This is a genomic window from Aestuariimicrobium soli, assembly GCF_051192575.1.
Taxonomy (GTDB): Bacteria; Actinomycetota; Actinomycetes; order Propionibacteriales; family Propionibacteriaceae; genus Aestuariimicrobium; species Aestuariimicrobium soli.
The window spans coordinates 236,759-255,380 of sequence record NZ_JBPJSQ010000007.1; the positions used below are offsets into that span (position 1 = coordinate 236,759).

An 18,622-nucleotide genomic window follows, 5' to 3' on the forward strand; every position below is an offset into this window, starting at 1 on the left:
ATAGGTCAGGAACGGCGTCGCTCCCTACGCAGGAGGGAGCGCAGAGTCTCGACATTCGCGTAGCCGACCCGTCGCGCGATCTCGGCGGAGGTGAGGTCCGTGGTTGCTGAGAGGTGCCGAGCTCGTTCGATGCGAAGCCGTTGGACGAAGCCGAGCGGAGTGAGGTTGAGCGCCGCACGGACTCGTCGTTCGAGGGTGCGCCGGCTGGTGCCGAGCGACTGCGCGACGAAGGCGACGTTGAACGGTTCGTCCAGGCGGGCGCGCACGAAGCGTTCGAACTCGACGACGATCGGGTCCTCGTGCCGGAGATGTTCGTAGGCGACGAAGGCCGCCTGCGACGGACGCTCGTCGATGATGAGGAGCTTGGCGACATGTTGGGCCAGGTCGGGGCTGATCGATCGCACGAGTGAGAGCGCGAGGTCGATGTGGGCGAACGCGGCGCCGGCGGTGACGAGGTTCCCGTCGACCACGACCATGGTGTCGAGATCGAGGGCGACTGTCGGATAGCGCTTCAGGAACTCCGGCCCCAGGAACCAGCTGGTCGTCGCCCGCCGATGATGCATCCGTCCGGTCTCGGCGACAGCGAACACGCCGGTGCACGCCGCGGCGATCCGGGTGGTCGCGTCGTCGAGGCGCCCGAGCGAGGCGATAACCGAACGAGCATCTCGGCTCTGGAGGGCGTCGTTGGTAGCGGCGGCCGTGAGGGTTCCAAGCGCAGGGACGACGACCACGTCGAACTCTGCGGACTCCGACAGCGGGTGGTCCACCGACAGGGTCATCGATGCCGTCGTGGTCACTCTCCGTTTCGGTCCGAGGATGGCGAGTTCGATCGGGTCGATCCGCGGGTCGACATCGCCGCGGGCTCCGTCGGCCACCCGCACGATGTCGATGACCGACGCGACAGCCGAACCGAAGCAGCCGTCGATCGCGATCAGTCCGATACGCATGGCGCGAACAATAGCAATACTGCCGTATACGCCACTTCTCACCTGCCCTTGCTCGTCATACGCTGAATCCGCTTCACCAAGAAACCTCGACACCTAGGAGAACCCCTCATGTCCGCACCCGCATCACTTCCGTATGCCTTCGTCGCCAAGATCGTCGCGGCCGATGGACAGCACGACGCGCTCGCCGATCTGCTCGCCGGCGCTGTCGCGCTCGCCAACGAAGAAGTAGGAACGATTGTCTGGTTCGCGGTCAGGACCCACGCCGACACCTTCTGGATCTTCGATGCATTCCCCGACGAGGCCGCTCGCGACGCCCACGCCAACGGCGCCATCGTCGCAGCCCTGATGGCCAACCAGCACCTCCTCGGTGCAGCACCCGAGATCCTGGCGGCCGACGTCCTCGCGTCCAAGCTCCCGTAGTCCGCCAACGCACGAGACGATCGCGCCCCGCCGAGCCGTCGAGGGGTCGCGACGCAACGCCACGCTGCGTTGCCGAGCGGTGCGAGGCCTATCGGCACACGGACAGGATGCCGGCCGCGAGCGCTCAGCCGGCTAGGGTTCCGTCGCAGAGGAGAGCGACGTCGGTGTCGGGCAGAGCCGTGAGGCCAGCGCATCGCGCGACCACCAGAACCGAACCGCCCCTGCCCTGCGTTTCCGCAGGTCAGGGGCTGTTCGCCGGAGCCGCCTGTCGGAATCGAAGCCGAGCAAGCTCCATTCCTTCAGCTCACCGCGCCCTCCTCCTCGCCGGTCCCGTCGTCGTCGAAGACGTTTCAGGGGTCTTCTCAGATGACGGTGTAGGTCGGCCGGGCGCGTCGGTCCGCAGATAGACGTCGAGGTCTCCCGACGACGGAGGTTCCTACGCCATCCATCCGAAAGACCTCGACGTGTCCGACGCAACCCCGCCGGCCGGCTTCGGCCGCCCTGACCTGACCGCCTTCGCTCGACTCGACGGCCTCGGTCTGAGCGTGACCGGACAACGACTTGAACCGGATCGTGCGGTCCTCGCGTGCCGCGTGGTGGAACCAGATCAGTGGTGCCGACGGTGCGGCAGCGAAGGCGCTGCTCGTGACACCGTGATCCGGCGGTTGGCCCACGAGCCGCTATCGCATGCCCATCTGCCGCCTGCACTTCAACGGGAAGCAGCTGTACTTTGGGCTGTTCGACGAGAACAAGGTCGAGTCAAGGGTTCCTCTGGCTCGGGTCGAGGACATCTACCTGCATGCCGATGCCCTTCGGGCCACGGTTAGCCGGTACGTCGCCTGAACTGGATCAGTACATCTCCAGCTGCCGCAGGCGGGTGTCGGCGAGAGCTCGCACCCGCACTCCGCGCACTCCTTCCTGGGCCACCAGGTAGGCCTGCGTCTGGTTGGGCCACAGTGCCGCCCGTGGCCGCACCGACGTGGGCTGCCAGGTGTCGTCCACCAATACTTCGATCTCGACCGGGGCAGCCTCGAGATCCTCGGTGGTGAGCGTGAGCACCTGGGTGGTGACTGGCGAGTCCCAGAGCACGTCGATCTCGTCGCCCGCGGCCACGTCCTCGACCTCACCCTGGTCGTCGGTCAGCTGGGTGCCGAGATCCCAGTTCTCGCCCGAGCGGTGCCGCGTGGTCACCCCGGACGAGGTCAGGTCTCCGGTCCAGCCGGTGGGGAATCCCTCGATCGTCGAGATCGACCGCGGCCGTGACTCGCGTGCCCAGGTCGAGGGCTCCGGCCCGAGCTCGACCTCGATGGTGACGTCATTCTCGAACAGCGACACCGGCAGGGTGACCTCGTGCCAGTCGAGGCCGTTGACGCGCACGCTCTGGATGTAGCGGTGCTCGACCCCGGTGGCGCGCACCTCGATGCGTCGCCCGTTGTCGCGGGTGAAGGCCATGCGCTCGAACAGGGGAGCGGTGATCACGAACTCGCCGGAGCCGACCTGCAGCGGGTAGAAGCCGAAGGCTGCGAACAGCCACCAGGCCGACATCTCGCCGTTGTCCTCGTCGCCCGGGTAGCCCTGGCCGATCTCGGAGCCCACGAACAGGCGCTCGAGGATCTCGCGGGTGACCCACTGGGTGCGGTGGTGCTGCCCCGTGTGGGCGTACATGAACGGAATGTGGTGGGCGGGCTGGTTCGACATGCCCACCATGCCGAGCCGCAGGGCCCTGGCCTCGACCCGCTCGTGCATGGTGGCCGGGTACGACCCGGCGGTCGCCTCGGACGCGGTCTCGACGGTGGCGAGCGCCTCGTCCAACTTGGCCGCCAACTGCTGTTCACCACCCAGCGCCCGGGCCAGGCCGGCGCCGTCGTGGGGCACCGAGAAGGCCATGCCCCAGCCATTGGTCTCGGTGTAGTCGTCACCCCACCGCTCGGGGTCGTACTCGTCGGTGTCCCACCGCCAGCTGCCGTCGGGACGACGCCCCTGCAGGAACCCGGTGCGGTCGTCGAAGAGGGTCTGCCAGCCGAGACTGCGATGGGCCAGCCAGCGGGCGTTGGCCGCGAACTCCTCGGCCCGCTCGCCCAGAACGGGATCGGAGGCGGAACGATCGAGCAGATCACGCGACCACAGGGCGAGCGCAGCGTCGCAGTTGGCGTTCTCCATCGACCAGCTGAACCCCTCGTCGGTGTCGGTGTCGACGTGGCCCACGAATCGTCCGCGGTCGATGCCGACGCGCCCCACGATCGTCCGCTCGCTGGCGCAGGTGGCGTTGCGCAGGGCGGAGTCGTAGGCGGCCAGTTCGTCCTGGGTGATGCCGTGGGCCGCGGCGTCGGCGAAGATCGCGTCGGACGACGTCCCCACCATGCAGTCGACGTATCCGGGCGCGCACCAGCGGGGCATCCAGCCGCCCTCGCGGTAGTGCGCGACCTGCCCGGCGAGCAGGTCGACCGATCGGCGCGGCGTGAACAGGTGGTAGGCGGGCCAGCAGGTGCGGTAGGTGTCCCAGTAGCCGTTGTTGACATGCATCGGACCGGCCACCACGGGGGCACCCGTGCGATCGCGCAGGTGCCGGCCGATCTCGGCGCCCTCGGCGCGCACCGGTGACGCGTGGGCCCACCGCGGACAATCGCTGCTCCCGACCTGCTCGTGGTGCTCGTTCGGCCAGGCGTACAACCGGGCGAGATTCGACCAGGCCGCGGTGCGGTGCTCACGCGATCCGCCGTCGATCTCGAGGCGTCCCAGCAACTCGGACCACTGGTCGTGCGCGCGCTCGCGCACCTCGTCGAACCCGGCCTCGCCGACCTCGAGACGCAGGTTCTGCTTGGCCTGTGCCGTCGAGATGAAGCTCATCGCGACCACCACCTCGAGCTCGTCGCCCTCGGTGAGAGTGAGCACCCGCGACTGCGGACGAGGCAGGGGCACGCGCAGGGAGGTGGGGAAGCCCCGGGTGAGAGTCCGCCCCCACCGGCCGGGGAGTTCGGGCAGACCTTCGCGCGACCACTGGCCGCGATGGCGCACCGGCTGGCGCGTCTCGCCGTAGACGTAGCCCATCAGGGCCGGTTCGCTGGGGTGGCGCAGATCGATGTCGGGGTCGAGGGAGGCCGTGAACGAGACCCGACCGTCGGGCAACTGCACGACCTGCAACGTTCCCGAACCGGGCTGGTCGAGCACCACGCCGCGTGCGCCCTCGCCGCCGAATCGGAAGCGGAACACCGCTGCGTGCGAGGTGGGGGTCATCTCGGCCCGGATGCCCTCGTCGCCGGGCCTCGGGTCGAGGTCGACCCGGTAGTGGTGCGGACGATCGAGCTCCCGCTCGTGGTCGAAGTGCCGCTGCCGTTCGAACGGGTTCACGTGGGCCTCGCCCTGCCACGGCATCAGCTGGAAGGCGAACCGGTCGGCGATCCACGGGCTGGGCTGGTGGCTGAAGGCCAGCGCCTGCAGGGCCGGGCGTGGGTTGTCGTCGTAATCGCTCCCGGTCCAGCCGTAGAGCCAGCGGGTGGTGCGCGCATCGGTCACGGGGGTGAGGAAGTTGAACCCGTGCGGCACGCAGGTCAGCGGGAAGGTGTTGCCCCGGCTGAGGGATTCCCCCGTGCGCTGATGGGTGCCGCGCGTGGTGCGCACCCGCGCCACCACGTCGTCCGGCTCGGGCGGCAGCTCGGTCAGGCCGACCACCTGCAGCCAGCCGCGACCACCCGCCTGCGCGCCCGCCACGAGGTCGATGCTGATCGTCTGCCCGTCGAGCACGGACAGGTCGAGGTCGACCAGGTTCCACTGGTCGCTCCAGAGCACGCCCTCGACGTCGGGCGTGAACGCCACGCCCTGCTGGTCGGTGAGCCACCGAGCCTGGCCGTCGGGCGTGGTCGCCCGCACGCCGATCAGGGTGGCGGCGTGCACGGGGACGGGCTTCTCGTCCGCGGTGAAGCCGAGTTCGGGATGAACGGCGAGTCGGAACACGCTGGCGGCGGTCGGGGTGATCCCCTCGGCCAGCGTCGTCACGGCACCGGGGACGGGTTCGTACCTGCTGACGCTCACGCCGGGGAACAGCCCGGCGGCGGGGGGTGAACTGGCCGGGCGCTCCGGGCCGAGATCGGGGGTCAGGGGCAGGGAGGGCGCGGCATTGCTCACTGTGCTGAGTCTAAGCCGAACGCGGACGCCCGCGCCGAGTGGGTGCGTCCTCGGTCATGTCTTCCAGCTCGAGCCCCTTGGTCTCGGGAACCTTCAGCCAGACGAAGACGAACGACAAGGCCGCGAAGGCCGCGTAGAGACCGTAGGCCAGCGTCAATCCCACCTGCGAGAGGGCGGGGAAGGTGGTCGAGATCACGAAGTTGGCCACCCACTGGGCGGCGGCGGCCACGGCCAGCGCCCCGGCGCGGATGCGGTTGGGGAACATCTCGCCTAGCAGCACCCACACCAGCGGACCCCACGTGGCACCGAAGGCGACCACGAAGGCATTCGCGGCGATCAGGGCGACGGTGGCCCACGGCTGGGGCAGGCTCACCTGGTCGCCAGACCCCTGACTGAACGAGAAGGCGACCGCCATCGTGCCCAGCGCCACGGCCATGCCGATCGAGCCGACCAGCAGCATGATGCGGCGCCCGACCCGGTCGACCAAAAAGATGGCGACGATGGTGACCACGATGTTGGTCACCGAGGTGATCACGCTGGTGGTCAGCGCCTGGGACTCCTCGAAGCCGACCGAGCGCCACAGGGTCGTGGAGTAGTAGAAGATCACGTTGATGCCGACGAACTGCTGGAATACCGACAGCAGGATCCCGACCCACACGATCGGCTTCAGCCCGAGGGCGGAGCCGCGCAGGTCAGAGAACGACTCCCGCTTCTCGCTGGCGATGGACGACCGGATCTGTTCGATGCGCAGGTTCACGTCGGGCTCGCCGGTGAAGTCCAGCAGCACGCTCGAGGCCTTGTCGACCTCTCCGCGGGCCACCAGGAAGCGCGGCGACTCGGGCAGGCGAAGTGACATCACGCCGTAGACGAGCGCGGGAATGGCCGCGACCATGAACATCCATCGCCATGCGGGCAGCCCGAACCACAGGGTGTTCGCAGCACTGCCGGCGGTGTTGGCGAGCCAGGCGTTCGACAGGAGGGCGACGAAGATGCCACTGACGATGGCCAACTGCTGCAGTGATCCGAGCCGTCCGCGCACATGGGCGGGGCTGACCTCGGCGATGTAGGCGGGGGCGATCACCGACGCGGCACCGATGCCCAGGCCGCCGATCACGCGCCAGATGATCAGGTCGACGACGCTGAACGCGAGACCCGAGCCGATGGCCGACACCAGGAACAGCACCGCGGCCACCACCATCACGGGGATGCGGCCGCGGCGGTTGGCGATCGGGCCGGCGAACCAGGCGCCGACCGCGCACCCCAACAGTGCGGACGAGACCGCGAACCCGGTCAGCCCGGCCGACAGGGTGAAACGCTCGCTGAGCGCGTCGACGGCACCGTTGATCACGGCCGTGTCGAAGCCGAACAGGAAGCCACCGAGGGCCGCCGCGACGGCGATCACGATGACACGGGGGTTCACGCGGGAGTGTCCGGATGTGGGCATGGGGGGTGCCTCCTGACTGGTGGTCCGAGGGCGCTCACCCTACTCCTGGTCGCGTTCCGTGCCCCCCGAGGCGTGGGATCAGTCGGTCACCCGCGCGACGTAGACGCGCTCCAGACCGGGACGATCCGGAGCCTCACGCACCTCGTCGACGGTGAAGCCGGCCTTGGTCAGCAGCGCTCGGTTCTCGGCGTCGTCGCGGAAGCGCAGCGTCGACGTCGACTCGAGGGCGGTGCCGTCCTCGAACTCGTAGACCCCGGCGAACGAGACCAGCGGCAGTTCGGGGCGCACCCACAGATTTCTGGTGCGGACGAGGCCCTCGCCGGGGAAGGTGGCGCTCGCCTCCGAGGGGTCGCCCCAGCGTTCCCAGGCGCGGGCCTCGGGGCGACGGGTCTCGAATACCAGCCTGCCGTCGGGGGAGAGTCGGTCGCGGATCTCGGTCAGGGTGGCGAGCCAGTCGGCGTCATCGACGAACACCTGGGCGACGTTGCCCGTCATCACGGCCAGGTCGAAGGGGCCCGCGGGAGCGTCGGGGGCGGTGCCCACGTGCCAGCTGACGCGATCGGCGCCGGCCTTGCCGCGGGCGACGGCCACCGACGCCGCCGAGGGGTCGACCCCGGTGACCTTGACGCCGATCGCGGCCGCCATCAGCGCGAACGTTCCGGTGCCGCAGCCGACGTCGAGCAGGCGGTCGACGACGGCCTTGCCGGGGCGGGCGAACTCGCGCAGCATCGCGAGATAGGCATTGAGGTCGACGCGACCGGCCTCGAAGGTGTCGTAGAGCGGGGCGAGGCGGGCATCGGCGAACTTGGCATCGGGCACGCCACGACGGTAGCCCGGTGTGGTCGGAAGGGCACCCGCATTTCCTGAGTCGGCCGAGACCGCGGCAGTCGGGTTCAGCGGGGCGGTTTCAGCGGGGGCGGGTGATCTGTGCGGCGAGGTGGCCGGCGCCGTAGCCGTTGTCGATGTTGACCACGCCCACCCCCGGTGCGCAGGCGTTGAGCATCGTCAGCAGGGGCGCCAGCCCGCCGAAGGCGGCGCCGTAGCCGACCGAGGTGGGCACGGCCACCACGGGGGCCTCGACGAGGCCGGCGATCAGGCCGGGCAGGGCTCCGTCCATGCCGGCGACCACCACCACGCAGCCGGCGGCCCGCAGGTCGTCCGTTCTGGCCAGGGCCCGGTGCACGCCGGCGATGCCGATGTCGACGATCAGCTGGGTGGCTCGTCCGAGGTGGCGGGCGGTGAGTTCGGCTTCTCGGGCGACAGGCAGGTCGCTGGTGCCGGCGCAGGCGACGACCACCAGCTCGCCGGTGGGCTCGGGCGGCGTCGGGGGCCAGGCGAGCAGTTGGGCCACGGGATCGTGGAAGGCGTCGGGCAGCTCGGCCAGCACGGCCTCGGCCCGGGCGGCATCGGCCCGGGTGAACAGGGTGGTGTGGTCGCCGTGCGCGGCGATCTCGGCGGCGATGCGACGCACCTGGTCGGGGGTCTTGCCCGAGCAGTAGACGGCCTCGGGGTACCCGCGCCGGGAAGCTCGGTCGTGGTCGAGCGTGGCGATGTCGTCCAGCGCGGCCGGCTCAGGCTCAGGCATGGGTGAGCCCGCGGGCGTTGAGGATCTGCAGCGTGAAGGCACCGGAGGCCAGTCCACCGAGGTCGACCGTGACGTGCCGGAATCCCAACCCCTTCAGGTGCTCCTCGACCGACGAGCGCAGGTCGTCATCAGCGAAGCGGGCGACCTCGTCGCGGGGCACCTCGATGCGGGCAAGGTCACCGTGGTGACGCAGCCGACAGTCGGAGAATCCGGCGTCGCGCAGCACAGTCTCGCCCTCGTCGATCTGGCGCAGCTTCTCGGCCGTGACCGGCTGGCCGTGCGGAATCCGGCTCGACAGGCAGGGCGAGGCCGGCTTGTCGGCGACCTCGAGCCCGTAGTGGCGCGCGATCTCACGCACCCGCGTCTTGGTCAGCCCGGCCGCGGCCAGAGGGCGCAGCACGCGGTGGTTGGTGGCCGCCCGCGAGCCGGGTCGGTCGGGGCGCTGGGCGTCGTCCGCGTTCTCGCCGTAGGCCACGGCGTCGAGCCCGTGTGCCTCGACGATCTCGTCGTCGATAGTGGTGAACAGTTCGTCCTTGCAGAAGAAGCAGCGGTCGACGTCGTTCTTGGCGTAGTCGGGGTTGGCGAGCTCGTCGGTGGCGAGTTCGATCACCGCCACCCCCAGACCGTTGGCGACGCGGTGGGCGATCTCGCGCTCGCGTCGCGCCAAGGACGCCGAGACCGCCAGCAGCGCCACCACCCGGTCGGCGCCGAGGGTCTCGACGGCGATCGCGAGCAGCGTGGCGGAGTCGACGCCGCCGGAGTAGGCGACCCCCAACCGGGCGACGTGGCCGACCTGCTGGCCGACCGCGGTGATGTCGTGGGTGACGCTCATCGGTGATCCTCCTCGGGGGTGACGAGGGCCGCGCACGCGGCGGTCGCCAGGGTGTGCACCTCGTACTCGGCGCGGTCGGTGGCATGGGCGATGCGGGCGAGGTCGTCGAACTCGGGGGTGGCATGCACCACACGCCCGCCGCGCACGGCCACCTTCAGTCGACAGTCGTGACCCAACACCTCGACGGTGCGGTGCTCACGGGCCAGCATCGTGCGGACGAGGCTGTGCTCCCGCACCCCCAGGGTCGAGGTGTGGGTGAGGATGGCATCGACGACGCCGTCGCGGGCGTCGGCGTGCACCAGGGCGTGCAGGGTGTGGGCCGGTCGTCCCTTCTTCATCAGGATCGGCACCAGCCACGCATCGCGCGCCCCGCGGGCCAGCAGTGTGGCCAGCACCCCGGGCCACAGTCGCGGGTCGAGGTCGTCGATGTTGGCCTGCAGCTCGACCACCCGATCGGTGTCGAGGTCGGGGCTGGCGGGGGTGTCGTCCGCGGGGGAACCGATCACGAGGCGGACGACGTTGGGGTGGTCGGGGAAGTCCTTGCCGCCGGCGCCGATGCCCACGGACGAGACGCTCATCGCCGGCAGCGGCACACAGGCCTCGGCCAGGGCGCGCACCAGCGCCACGCCGGTGGGGGTCGCCAGCTCACCGACCTGGCCGGGGGTGGTCACCGACGCTGGTTGGTCGTGGGTGTGGTCGTGGTGCCCGTGAGCGTGCGAGTGGGGGTGCGCGTGCGGGTGGGGGTGGTCGTGCGGGTGGTGGTGCGCGGGTCCGGCGCCCCCAGGAATAGGCGACACCTGCCACCCGACCATCAACTCGGCAACGGCGGGAACGGGCACCGGTATGTCGCCGTGGGCGGCCCGGATGCGTCCGGATCCGACCGCGATCGGCGAGGCGTCGACCCTGGTCACCCCGAGGTCGACCAGCGCGGCGCACACCCCGACGACGTCGGCGATGGAGTCCAGGGCGCCGACCTCGTGGAAGTGCACGTCCTCGACGTCAGACCCGTGCACGCGGGCCTCGGCCTCGGCCAGTCGCTCGAAGGCGGCCGTCGCCCAGGTGCGCACCCGCTCGTCCAGCGAAGCCTCGGCCAGGGACGCCCGGATGGTCGACCACCGGCGGTGGGGCGGATCATCGGCGAGCACGTCGACGTGCAGTTTCAGCCCTCGCTGCCCACCCCGGACGACCTCGCCGGTGCGCAGCAGCACCGATCCGGGGATGACCGCGTCGACCGCCTGCTGCACCACCTCGAGCCGGGCCCCGGCGTCGAGGCAGGCCCCCAGCAGCATGTCGCCGGCCACACCGGCAGTCGCATCAATCCACGCGTGACTCACTCGTCCACCCTATGTGGGGTTGGATGGGAGTCATGGACCGATCACTCATCTGGAACACGGTGCACGACGAGCGACGAGCCCTGGTGCGCGATCTCGCGGGGCTGTCGGACGAGGACTGGAGCCGCGACTCGTGGGCCGCGGGGTGGACGATTGCCGATGTGGTGGCGCACCTGGTCGACTCGAACACCACGACCCGGTTGGGGTTCGTGCGTCGACTGGCCGCCGCCAGGGGCGACTTCGACCGGGCCACCGCCGAGGGGGTCGCGCGGGAGCGGCGCTTCCGCCACCGCGACCTGCTGGGTGCCTACCGCTCCACGATCGAGCTGACAGCCACCCCGCCGGCCGACCTGCGCTCACGGCTGGTGGAGGAGGTGGCCCACGGTGAAGACCTTCGTCGTCCGCTGGGACTCGTGCGGGAGTACCCGCTGAAGGCGACGCTGCCGGCCCTGCAGTACCTGGTGAAGACGCCGGCGGCCCTCGGTGGCGGAGCGGCGATCGCCCGAGGGTTGACCCTGGTGGCCACCGATGCGGGGCTTCGGCGGGGGAGCGGCCCCGAGGTGCTGGGGTCCTCGGTGAGCCTGCTGCTGGCGCTGACCGGACGACGCGTCCACGAGTCCGAGCTGGCGGGCCCCGGGCGGGCCGAGCTGCTGAGTCGGATCACTCCGCACTGAGCGGCGCCCGGAGGCTGGTCACGGGTGGCTCGCGCGGGTGCCGCCGGGGTGGCAGCAGGCGACCTGCCGCCGTTCACCGCTTGTTCACCCGACGGGTCGTGCGGCCCCGAGTCAGGTGAGCCATCGGGTGCCTAGCGTGGCGCTCTTCCCGTACCCCCGCGGGGCACTGACGACACAGGAGTTGCCATGACCACCATCATCAGCCGCCGGGCTCTGCTCGGCGGTGTCACCGGACTGTCCGTCGGCGTGGCCCTCGCGGCCACCACCGGTGCCGAAGCCTTCGCGGTTCAGCGCCAGCTCAGCTACACCTTCCACGCCCAGGAGACCACTTGGAGCTGCTCCGCGGCCGCCGCCAAGATGGTGCTCAGCGCCCGCGGCATCAACGTCTCGGAGGCCACCCTGCGCTCCGCGATGGGCGTGACCTCGTCCGTCGGTCTGCCCGACACCAACAACCTGGTGCGGGCCCTCAACAGCTACGCCCACACCTCGGCCTATTCGCTGCGCAGTTGGCAGGTCAGCAACTACGCGGCCGTGTTCGATGCCGACGTGCGGCGCAGCATCGACAACGGCTTCAGCGTCGCGATGGGGTCGTGGTACGTGAACCGTGGCCCGAACTACACCTACCGGTCGGGCAGCGGTCACTTCATGACCATCATGGGTTACAACGACACGCACTACCTGGTCGCCGACCCGGCCAGCTCGCTGAACGGGCCGGGCATGTGGAAGCCCAAGTCGACGGTGGTGTCGTGGCGCAAGACCTATTACGTGGCGGTCGTCAACGTTCCGGCTGCCTCGGCGTGGCCGGCCCTGAGCGTCGGTGCGACCGGGTTCCGGGTGCGCACCCTGCAGTACCTGCTGCGTTCCCGCGGCTGGACGAGCCTCGCCGCCGACTCGAGCTACGGCCCCGCCACCGTGTCGGCGGTCAAGGCGTTCCAGCAGCGCATGGGGTTGGTCGTCGACGGTGCCGCCGGGGCCAAGACCTGGCCGGTGCTGGTGGTGGCGGTGTCGTCCGGTGCGACGGGTGACGCGGTGCGGGCGGCGCAGGTGGCCCTGAACGGCCAGGGCGCGGCGCTGGCGTTGGACGGCAGCTTCGGACCCGCCCAAGTGGCGGCGGTGCGGGCCTTCCAGCTTCGGTCGGGTCTGGTGGTCGACGGTGTCGTCGGGCCGAGGACCTGGTCGGCGCTGGTCTGAGACTCCCGCCACAACCCGCACGCGGGCTTCGTCCGCCCTCCTGTTGAGGGGGTGGACGAAGCCCGCGTGCGGGTTGTGGAGGTCAGCTGGCCCGGGGTGGGTCAGATCGCGTAGTAGAGGTCGAACTCGTAGGGGTGAGGACGCAGCCGGATGGCGTCGATCTCGGCCCGCTTGAGCTCGATCCAGGTCTCGATCAGGTCAGAGGTGAACACGTCACCGGCGAGCAGGAACTCGTGGTCGGCCTCGAGGGCGTCCAGCACGGCACCGAGCGAAGCGGGCACCTGCTCGACCTCGGCGTGCTCGTCCGGGGGCAGCTCGTAGAGGTCCTTGTCGATCGGGGCCGGCGGCTCGATCTTGTTCTGGATGCCGTCCAGCCCGGCCAGCAGCATGGCAGCGAACGCCAGGTAGGGGTTCGACGAGGGGTCGGGGCAGCGGAACTCGACGCGCTTCGCCTTGGGGTTCGAGCCGGTGATCGGGATGCGCATGCAGGCCGAGCGGTTGCGCGAGGAGTACACCAGGTTCACCGGGGCCTCGAAGCCGGGCACCAGGCGGTGGTAGGAGTTCACCGACGGGTTGGTGAAGGCCAGCAGCGCGGGGGCGTGCTTGAGGATGCCGCCGATGTACCAACGGGCCAGGTCGGAGAGGCCGCCGTAGCCGTTCTCGTCGTAGAACAGGGGCTCGCCACCGTTCCAGATCGAGCTGTGCACGTGCATGCCCGAGCCGTTGTCGCCGAAGATCGGCTTCGGCATGAAGGTGGCCGTCTTGCCGGCCTCCCAGGCGGTGTTCTTGACGATGTACTTGAACTTCATCACGTTGTCGGCCGAGGCGAGCATGGTGTCGAAGCGCCAATTGATCTCGGCCTGGCCAGCGGTGCCGACCTCGTGGTGGGCGCGCTCGACGATGAGGCCGAGCTCCTCCATGGTCTTGACGATCTGGTCGCGCAGGTCGGCGAAGTGGTCGACCGGCGAGACCGGGAAGTAGCCGCCCTTGTACTTGACTTTGTAGCCGCGGTTGCCGCCCTCCTCGACGCGACCGGTGTTCCAGGCGCCCGCCTCGGAGTCGATCTCGTAGTGGGAGCCGTTGGCCTTGGTCTCGAAGCGCACGTCGTCGAAGACGTAGAACTCGGCCTCGGGGGCGAAGAAGGCGGTGTCACCGATGCCGGTGCTGGCCAGGTAGGCCTCGGCCTTCTTGGCGATGTTGCGCGGGTCGCGGCTGTAGGGCTCCTTGGTCAACGGGTCGTGCACGAAGAAGTTGACGACCAGGGTCTTGGCCACGCGGAAGGGGTCGAGGAACGCGGTGGTCGGGTCGGGCAGCAGCGCCATGTCCGACTCGTGGATCTTCTGGAATCCGGTGATCGACGAGCCGTCGAACGCCAGACCGTCGGTGAACACCGACTCGTCGAACGCGCCGGCGGGCACGGTGAAGTGCTGCATCACGCCGGGCAGGTCACAGAAGCGAACGTCGACCATCTCCACGCCCTCGTCCTTGATGAACGCGAGCAGGTCGTCCTGTCCCTTGAACATGTCTTCCTCCATCTGGGTGAACCCTTGTGGTGATGAACCTAAACAGGTGGTGTTGCTCATCAGTTGCGTCCATGTTTCGGTCATGTAACAGGCCGGTCGACCCACCCCTCCCGCGCGTCTGCCTCCCGAAGAAGCATCTGCCGCCGTTGCAACAGCGGCAAACGCACGTTTCGTGGGCAAACGCGCTCGTGCGTGGGCAGACGCGCGCGGACGAGGGCAGGTGGACGAGGTCCGGGGCCGGGTTCGGCTCCGGACAGGACTCGGTAGGCTCACCCGTGTGACTGCCCCCGCCAGCCAGGTGACCCATCCCGGCCAGACCCTCGGGCTCCCCGAGCGCGGTCGCGGGTCGCTCGCCAGCTGGCGAGCCAGGGTCGCCGCCATCATCGTCGACTGGGCGGCATCGATGGCCGTCGCCTACCTGCTGTTCGGCATGGGCGCCCTGCGCGGCCGCGACTGGCGCATGTGGACCCCGATGGCCGTGTTCTTCGTCGAGGCCAGCGTGCTGACCGCCGTTCTCGGCGGCTCCTTCGGGCAGTTGCTCGCCCGCATCGGCGTCGTCCGTCTCGATCTCACCCCGATCCGGTGGTGGCAGGCCATCGTCCGCACCGCCCTGAAGTGCCTGATCATTCCCATGTTGATCATCGGCGCCGAACGCCGTGGTCTCGACGACCTCGTGCTCGGCACCGTGGTGGTGAACCGCCGATGACCCCGCGTCCGTTTGTCGTGGTGGTCGCGCGCGGGCTGCCCGCCGCCGACTCGCCCCTGCTCGGGCGCTTCGAGATCGACCAGGCCCTCGCCCTGCAACAGGCCGGCTGCCACGTGGTGGTGGCGGTGCTCGACCTCCGATCGCCACGCCGTCGCCGTCCCGGGCTGCTGACTCCCTGGCGGGTGCGCCACTCGACCTTCGAGGGGCTGCCCGTGGCCCGCCTCGATGTCGGTCTCGGGGCCCTGCCTGCGCGGGTGTTCGGCCCCCTGGCACGCCGCGCGTGGGTGCGGCTGTACGAGGCGATCGTCGACCACCACGGACGACCCGAGGTCGTGCACGCCCACTTCACCCGCTGGGCAGCGGCCGTGGCCAGCGCACGCATGAGCCCTCGTCCGCTGGTGGTGGTGACCGAGCACAGCTCACGCCTGCGTCCCGGGCAGGTGCCCGACGACGACCGCGCGCTGGCTGCCCACGCGTACCGGGCTTCCCAAGCCTCCGGCTTCAGGGGCGCCGACCGCGTGCTGGCGGTCTCGAGCACGCTTGCTGAGGTGCTGCGGACCGAGTTCGGGGTGCGCGCCACCGTCGTTCCCGACCTCGTCGACGTCGACGCCTTCCCCCTGCGGGAACCGGCGACGCCGCGAGATCACGGTTCGGCGAACCCGAGGGGAGCGGCGCTGGTCACCGTCGGCAACCTCGTGCCGCGCAAGGGCATGGCCCGCCTGGTCACGGCCTTCGCGACCGCCTTCCCCGACGGCGAGGAGACCCTGACGATCGTCGGCGACGGCCCCGAGCGTGCCCGACTCGAGGCCATGGTCGCCGAGCTGGGCCTGGGTGACCGGATCATCCTGGCCGGCCCCCTCGACCGCGCCGCCGTCGCCGCGACGTTCGCCCGCAGCGACGGGTTCGTGCTGTTCAGCGAGTACGAGACGTTCGGCGTCGTCTTCGTCGAGGCCATGGCCACGGGACTACCCGTGCTGGCGACCCACTGCGGTGGCCCCGAGGACTACGTCACCGACGACGTCGGCATGTTCACCGGCACCACCCCCGCCGATGACGTGGCCGCGCTGAAGACGTTTCTGCGCTCGCTGCCGACGTTCGACCCCGCCGTGATCGGTGCGGTGGCGAGGGTCAGGTACTCGCCGTCGGCGGTGGCGACCCGGCTGCTGGAGGTCTACGGCTCGACCAGCTGACCGCCGGGGGAGCGGCGGTGGAGTGGCGCACCACCAGATCGACCGGGATGGTCACGTGGGGAAAGGTCGGCCGTTCCCCTCGCGCCAGTCGATCCAACTGGTCGAGCACCAGCCCGACCGCCTGCTCGCCGATGGCGTGGAAGTCCTGACGCACGGTGGTCAGTGCCGGGGTGACGTAGGGGGCCAGGTCGATGTCGTCGTAGCCCACGACCGACACGTCCTCGGGAATGCGCACGCCTCGCTCGTGCAGCGCCTGAATCAGCCCGATCGCCGTCTCGTCGTTGCCACAGGCCACCGCCGTGACGTCGGGTCGGGCCAGCAGCTCGTCGGCGGCCCGTCGTCCCGATTCGGCCGTCCAGTCGCCCTCGATGGCCTCCGGTGGCGAGATACCGTGCAGCGTCAGGGTGCGTCGCCACGCCTGAGCCCGGGCCTGGGCCACCCCCGAGTCGGCCGGCCCCGCCACGTGGTGCACGGTGCGGTGGCCCAGCGCGAGCAGGTGTTCGACGGCCAGCACCATGCCCTGCACGTGGTCGATCTGCACGCTGGCGTGCGGGCTGCCCGGCCAGTACCCGCTGACGCACACCGGCAGCGAGGGCGGCAGTGAGACCAGTTCGGGGTCGACCAGTTCGGCGCGCACCAGGATGAGGGCGTCCATGGGCTGCTCGGGCAGCCGGCGCACGGCCCGGTTCCAGTCGTCGTTGGTGCCGTCGTGCACGTTGATCACGTTGACCGAGTAGCCGCGCTCCTCGGCGGCCAGCACCACGGCACGCATGGTGAACAGTTCGCCCGTTCGTCCGAAGTCGTGCCCCACCAACCCGATGGCACCGGACGACCCCCCGCGCAGCGCACGGGCGGCCCGGTTGGGCACGTAGCCCAGGCGATCCATCGCCTCCTGCACTCGCACGCGGGTCGACTCGCGCACCTGCGCGGACCCCGTCGACACCCGCGAGACCGTCTGGGCGGAGACCCCCGCCAGGGCGGCCACGTCGGTGATCGACGCTGCCGCGGCAGCGCGGCGACGTCTCGACGGCGATGACATGGCGACACTCTAGCCACTGCCAGTGGTGACGTTCACATTCGCAGCCGATCGGTTGATAACGACTCCGTTACGAAGAGGACACCCCTCCGGGTGGGCCGGTTCGGGGCCTGATATGTTGACGTCAACATCGCGGGCCCTGTGGGGGAGCCCCCGTGGTGGCACCCCCGGCAGTGGAGCCGAGGGTGACCGTGACCGCAGTGCGGGACGAACGAAGGAGTTCGACAGATGAACATCAACCGACGACTGGTGCTCGGCCTCGGCCTGGGCGCGGCGGCTGTCTCCATGGCCGGCTGCAACTCCAGTGGCGGCAGCGACGAGGGCGCCGTGCAGGGCGAGGTGCCCACCAGCGGCACCCTGACCGTCTGGTGCTGGGACCCTGCCTTCAACATCTACTCGATGAACGAGGCGGCCAAGATCTACCAGAAGGCCCACCCCGACGTGCAGGTGAAGGTCGTCGAGACCCCCTGGGACGACATCCAGACCAAGCTCACCACGCTCGCACAGTCCGACAAGCTCGACCAGTTGCCCGACATCTTCCTGTGCCAGAACAACGCCTTCCAGAAGAACGTCATCAACTACCCCGACGCCTTCTCGAACCTGACCAAGGGTGGGGTGAAGTTCTCCGACTTCCCCGAGGCCGTCACCGCCTACTCCACCGTCGACGGCGCCAACTATGGCGTGCCCTTCGACAACGGCACCGCCGTGCAGGCCCTGCGCATCGACTACCTCGAGCAGGCAGGCATGACCATGAAGGACTTCACCGACATCACCTGGACCGACTACATCGAGCGCGGCAAGGCCCTCAAGGCCAAGACCGGCAAGGCGATGATCTCGGGTGAGTCGGGCAGCTCGGATCTGATCATGATGATGCTGCAGTCGGCCGGCGCCAGCCTGTTCGACGGCGACGGCAAGCCCACCATCGCCAACAACGAGGTGCTGCTGAAGTCGATCGACGTGCTCAAGCAGCTGCAGGCCGCCGGGCTGTTCGTCGAGGTGAACTCGTGGGACGAGTACATTCGCGGCTTCATCTCGGGCAACCACGCGTCGGCCCTCAACGGTGTCTGGATCCTCGGTTCGGTGCAGACCGCCACCGACCAGTCGGGCAAGTGGGAGATCACCAACGTTCCCAAGCTCGACGGGGTCGACGGGGCCACGAACTACACCGCCAACGGTGGCTCTTCGTGGGCCGTCAGCGCCGGTAAGCAGCCCGCCCTGGCCAATGACTTCCTCAAGGCCACCTTCGCCGGCTCGACCGAGCTCTACGACACCATCCTGCCGAAGGCCGGTGCGCTGGCGAACTGGACTCCCGCGGCCAAGTCGACCGTGTACCAGGAGAAGCAGAAGTTCTTCAACGACACGGCCATCTACGCCCAGGTCGTCGACTACTCGACCAAGGTGCCGAAGAACAACACCGGCGCCTACTACTACGAGGGGCGCGACGCGGCCAGCGTGGCCATGACCAAGATCCTCAAGGGCGCCGATCCGAAGGCCGCTCTCGAGGAGGCCCAGAAGACCGTCGAGTTCGCGATGCAGTGATCGACCGGTGCGACCGGCACCCGCCCTCACCGGCGGGTGCCCGGTCGTCCGTCGTCGCCCGAGCGACCACACACGAACGGAG

Annotated in this window: 16 protein-coding genes and 1 pseudogene; 8 read left to right on the forward strand and 9 right to left on the reverse strand. The window is 69.7% G+C overall.

What is annotated here, in order from left to right; translation table 11 throughout:
- Positions 1 to 5: 5 nt before the first annotated feature.
- Entirely contained in the window at positions 6 to 1,040 is a 1,035-nt protein-coding gene (locus tag ACSDQ9_RS10565; protein ID WP_435146774.1) for a GlxA family transcriptional regulator, read from the reverse strand.
- Between the two features lie 15 nt (positions 1,041 to 1,055).
- Here ACSDQ9_RS10565 and ACSDQ9_RS10570 point away from each other — a divergent pair, with 15 nt between their 5' ends.
- From ACSDQ9_RS10570 to ACSDQ9_RS10580, 3 genes and pseudogenes are all read left to right on the forward strand, one after another.
- Positions 1,056 to 1,367: a putative quinol monooxygenase gene (locus tag ACSDQ9_RS10570; RefSeq protein ID WP_035904877.1), complete on the forward strand. Its 312-nt coding sequence runs from the start codon at positions 1,056 to 1,058 to the stop codon at positions 1,365 to 1,367.
- Positions 1,368 to 1,831: 464 nt separating this feature from the next.
- A pseudogene (locus ACSDQ9_RS10575) lies at positions 1,832 to 2,050 on the forward strand (ISL3 family transposase); the annotation flags it as partial.
- A gap of 4 nt (positions 2,051 to 2,054) precedes the next feature.
- The gene (locus ACSDQ9_RS10580; protein WP_435146864.1) at positions 2,055 to 2,210 is read left to right on the forward strand and encodes a hypothetical protein; all 156 of its coding nucleotides are present in this window, start codon (positions 2,055 to 2,057) and stop codon (positions 2,208 to 2,210) included.
- A gap of 6 nt (positions 2,211 to 2,216) precedes the next feature.
- Here the strand turns inward: ACSDQ9_RS10580 and ACSDQ9_RS10585 are convergent, their stop codons facing one another.
- The 6 genes from ACSDQ9_RS10585 to larC form a co-directional block, all read right to left on the reverse strand.
- Positions 2,217 to 5,489 carry a GH92 family glycosyl hydrolase gene (locus ACSDQ9_RS10585; RefSeq protein WP_435146776.1) on the reverse strand — a complete coding sequence of 1,091 codons (3,273 nt, stop codon included), beginning with the start codon at positions 5,487 to 5,489 and terminating at the stop codon, positions 2,217 to 2,219.
- Between the two features lie 10 nt (positions 5,490 to 5,499).
- Positions 5,500 to 6,933: a sugar porter family MFS transporter gene (locus ACSDQ9_RS10590; protein WP_435146778.1), complete on the reverse strand. Its 1,434-nt coding sequence runs from the start codon at positions 6,931 to 6,933 to the stop codon at positions 5,500 to 5,502.
- A 78-nt stretch (positions 6,934 to 7,011) separates the two neighbouring features.
- The gene (locus ACSDQ9_RS10595) at positions 7,012 to 7,752 is read right to left on the reverse strand and encodes a class I SAM-dependent methyltransferase (protein WP_435146781.1); all 741 of its coding nucleotides are present in this window, start codon (positions 7,750 to 7,752) and stop codon (positions 7,012 to 7,014) included.
- 88 nt (positions 7,753 to 7,840) lie between these two features.
- Positions 7,841 to 8,518, reverse strand: a complete 678-nt coding sequence (gene larB, locus ACSDQ9_RS10600; protein ID WP_435146783.1) for a nickel pincer cofactor biosynthesis protein LarB — start codon at positions 8,516 to 8,518, stop codon at positions 7,841 to 7,843.
- Positions 8,511 to 9,350, reverse strand: a complete 840-nt coding sequence (gene larE / locus ACSDQ9_RS10605; protein WP_435146785.1) for an ATP-dependent sacrificial sulfur transferase LarE — start codon at positions 9,348 to 9,350, stop codon at positions 8,511 to 8,513. Before larE ends, larB begins: the two co-directional genes overlap by 8 nt.
- A complete protein-coding gene (larC, locus tag ACSDQ9_RS10610; RefSeq protein WP_435146787.1) occupies positions 9,347 to 10,684 on the reverse strand; it encodes a nickel pincer cofactor biosynthesis protein LarC in 1,338 nt (445 codons plus the stop codon). Before larC ends, larE begins: the two co-directional genes overlap by 4 nt.
- A gap of 32 nt (positions 10,685 to 10,716) precedes the next feature.
- Here larC and ACSDQ9_RS10615 point away from each other — a divergent pair, with 32 nt between their 5' ends.
- Both ACSDQ9_RS10615 and ACSDQ9_RS10620 read left to right on the forward strand, forming a co-directional pair.
- Complete coding sequence (locus ACSDQ9_RS10615) at positions 10,717 to 11,355, forward strand: maleylpyruvate isomerase family mycothiol-dependent enzyme (RefSeq protein ID WP_435146789.1); 639 nt, start codon at positions 10,717 to 10,719, stop codon at positions 11,353 to 11,355.
- A gap of 186 nt (positions 11,356 to 11,541) precedes the next feature.
- On the forward strand, positions 11,542 to 12,546 hold the full coding sequence (locus ACSDQ9_RS10620; protein WP_435146791.1) for a peptidoglycan-binding protein: 1,005 nt from the start codon (positions 11,542 to 11,544) through the stop codon (positions 12,544 to 12,546).
- Between the two features lie 101 nt (positions 12,547 to 12,647).
- On the opposite strand, the gene glnA is transcribed toward ACSDQ9_RS10620, so the two are convergent.
- Positions 12,648 to 14,069 carry a type I glutamate--ammonia ligase gene (gene glnA, locus ACSDQ9_RS10625; protein WP_435146793.1) on the reverse strand — a complete coding sequence of 474 codons (1,422 nt, stop codon included), beginning with the start codon at positions 14,067 to 14,069 and terminating at the stop codon, positions 12,648 to 12,650.
- Positions 14,070 to 14,346: 277 nt separating this feature from the next.
- Here glnA and ACSDQ9_RS10630 point away from each other — a divergent pair, with 277 nt between their 5' ends.
- Together ACSDQ9_RS10630 and ACSDQ9_RS10635 are read left to right on the forward strand one after the other, a co-directional pair.
- A complete protein-coding gene (locus tag ACSDQ9_RS10630; protein ID WP_435146795.1) occupies positions 14,347 to 14,775 on the forward strand; it encodes an RDD family protein in 429 nt (142 codons plus the stop codon).
- Positions 14,772 to 15,965, forward strand: a complete 1,194-nt coding sequence (locus ACSDQ9_RS10635; protein ID WP_435146797.1) for a glycosyltransferase — start codon at positions 14,772 to 14,774, stop codon at positions 15,963 to 15,965. Before ACSDQ9_RS10630 ends, ACSDQ9_RS10635 begins: the two co-directional genes overlap by 4 nt.
- Here the strand turns inward: ACSDQ9_RS10635 and ACSDQ9_RS10640 are convergent.
- Positions 15,904 to 17,004 (reverse strand): LacI family DNA-binding transcriptional regulator, encoded by a 1,101-nt coding sequence (locus tag ACSDQ9_RS10640; RefSeq protein ID WP_435146798.1) that lies wholly within the window; start codon positions 17,002 to 17,004, stop codon positions 15,904 to 15,906. The genes ACSDQ9_RS10635 and ACSDQ9_RS10640 overlap by 62 nt on opposite strands.
- 225 nt (positions 17,005 to 17,229) lie before the next feature.
- Between ACSDQ9_RS10640 and ACSDQ9_RS10645 the strand changes: the two genes are divergently transcribed.
- Positions 17,230 to 18,540, forward strand: coding sequence for an ABC transporter substrate-binding protein (locus ACSDQ9_RS10645; RefSeq protein WP_435146801.1), 1,311 nt, complete (start codon positions 17,230 to 17,232; stop codon positions 18,538 to 18,540).
- Positions 18,541 to 18,622 lie beyond the last annotated feature (82 nt).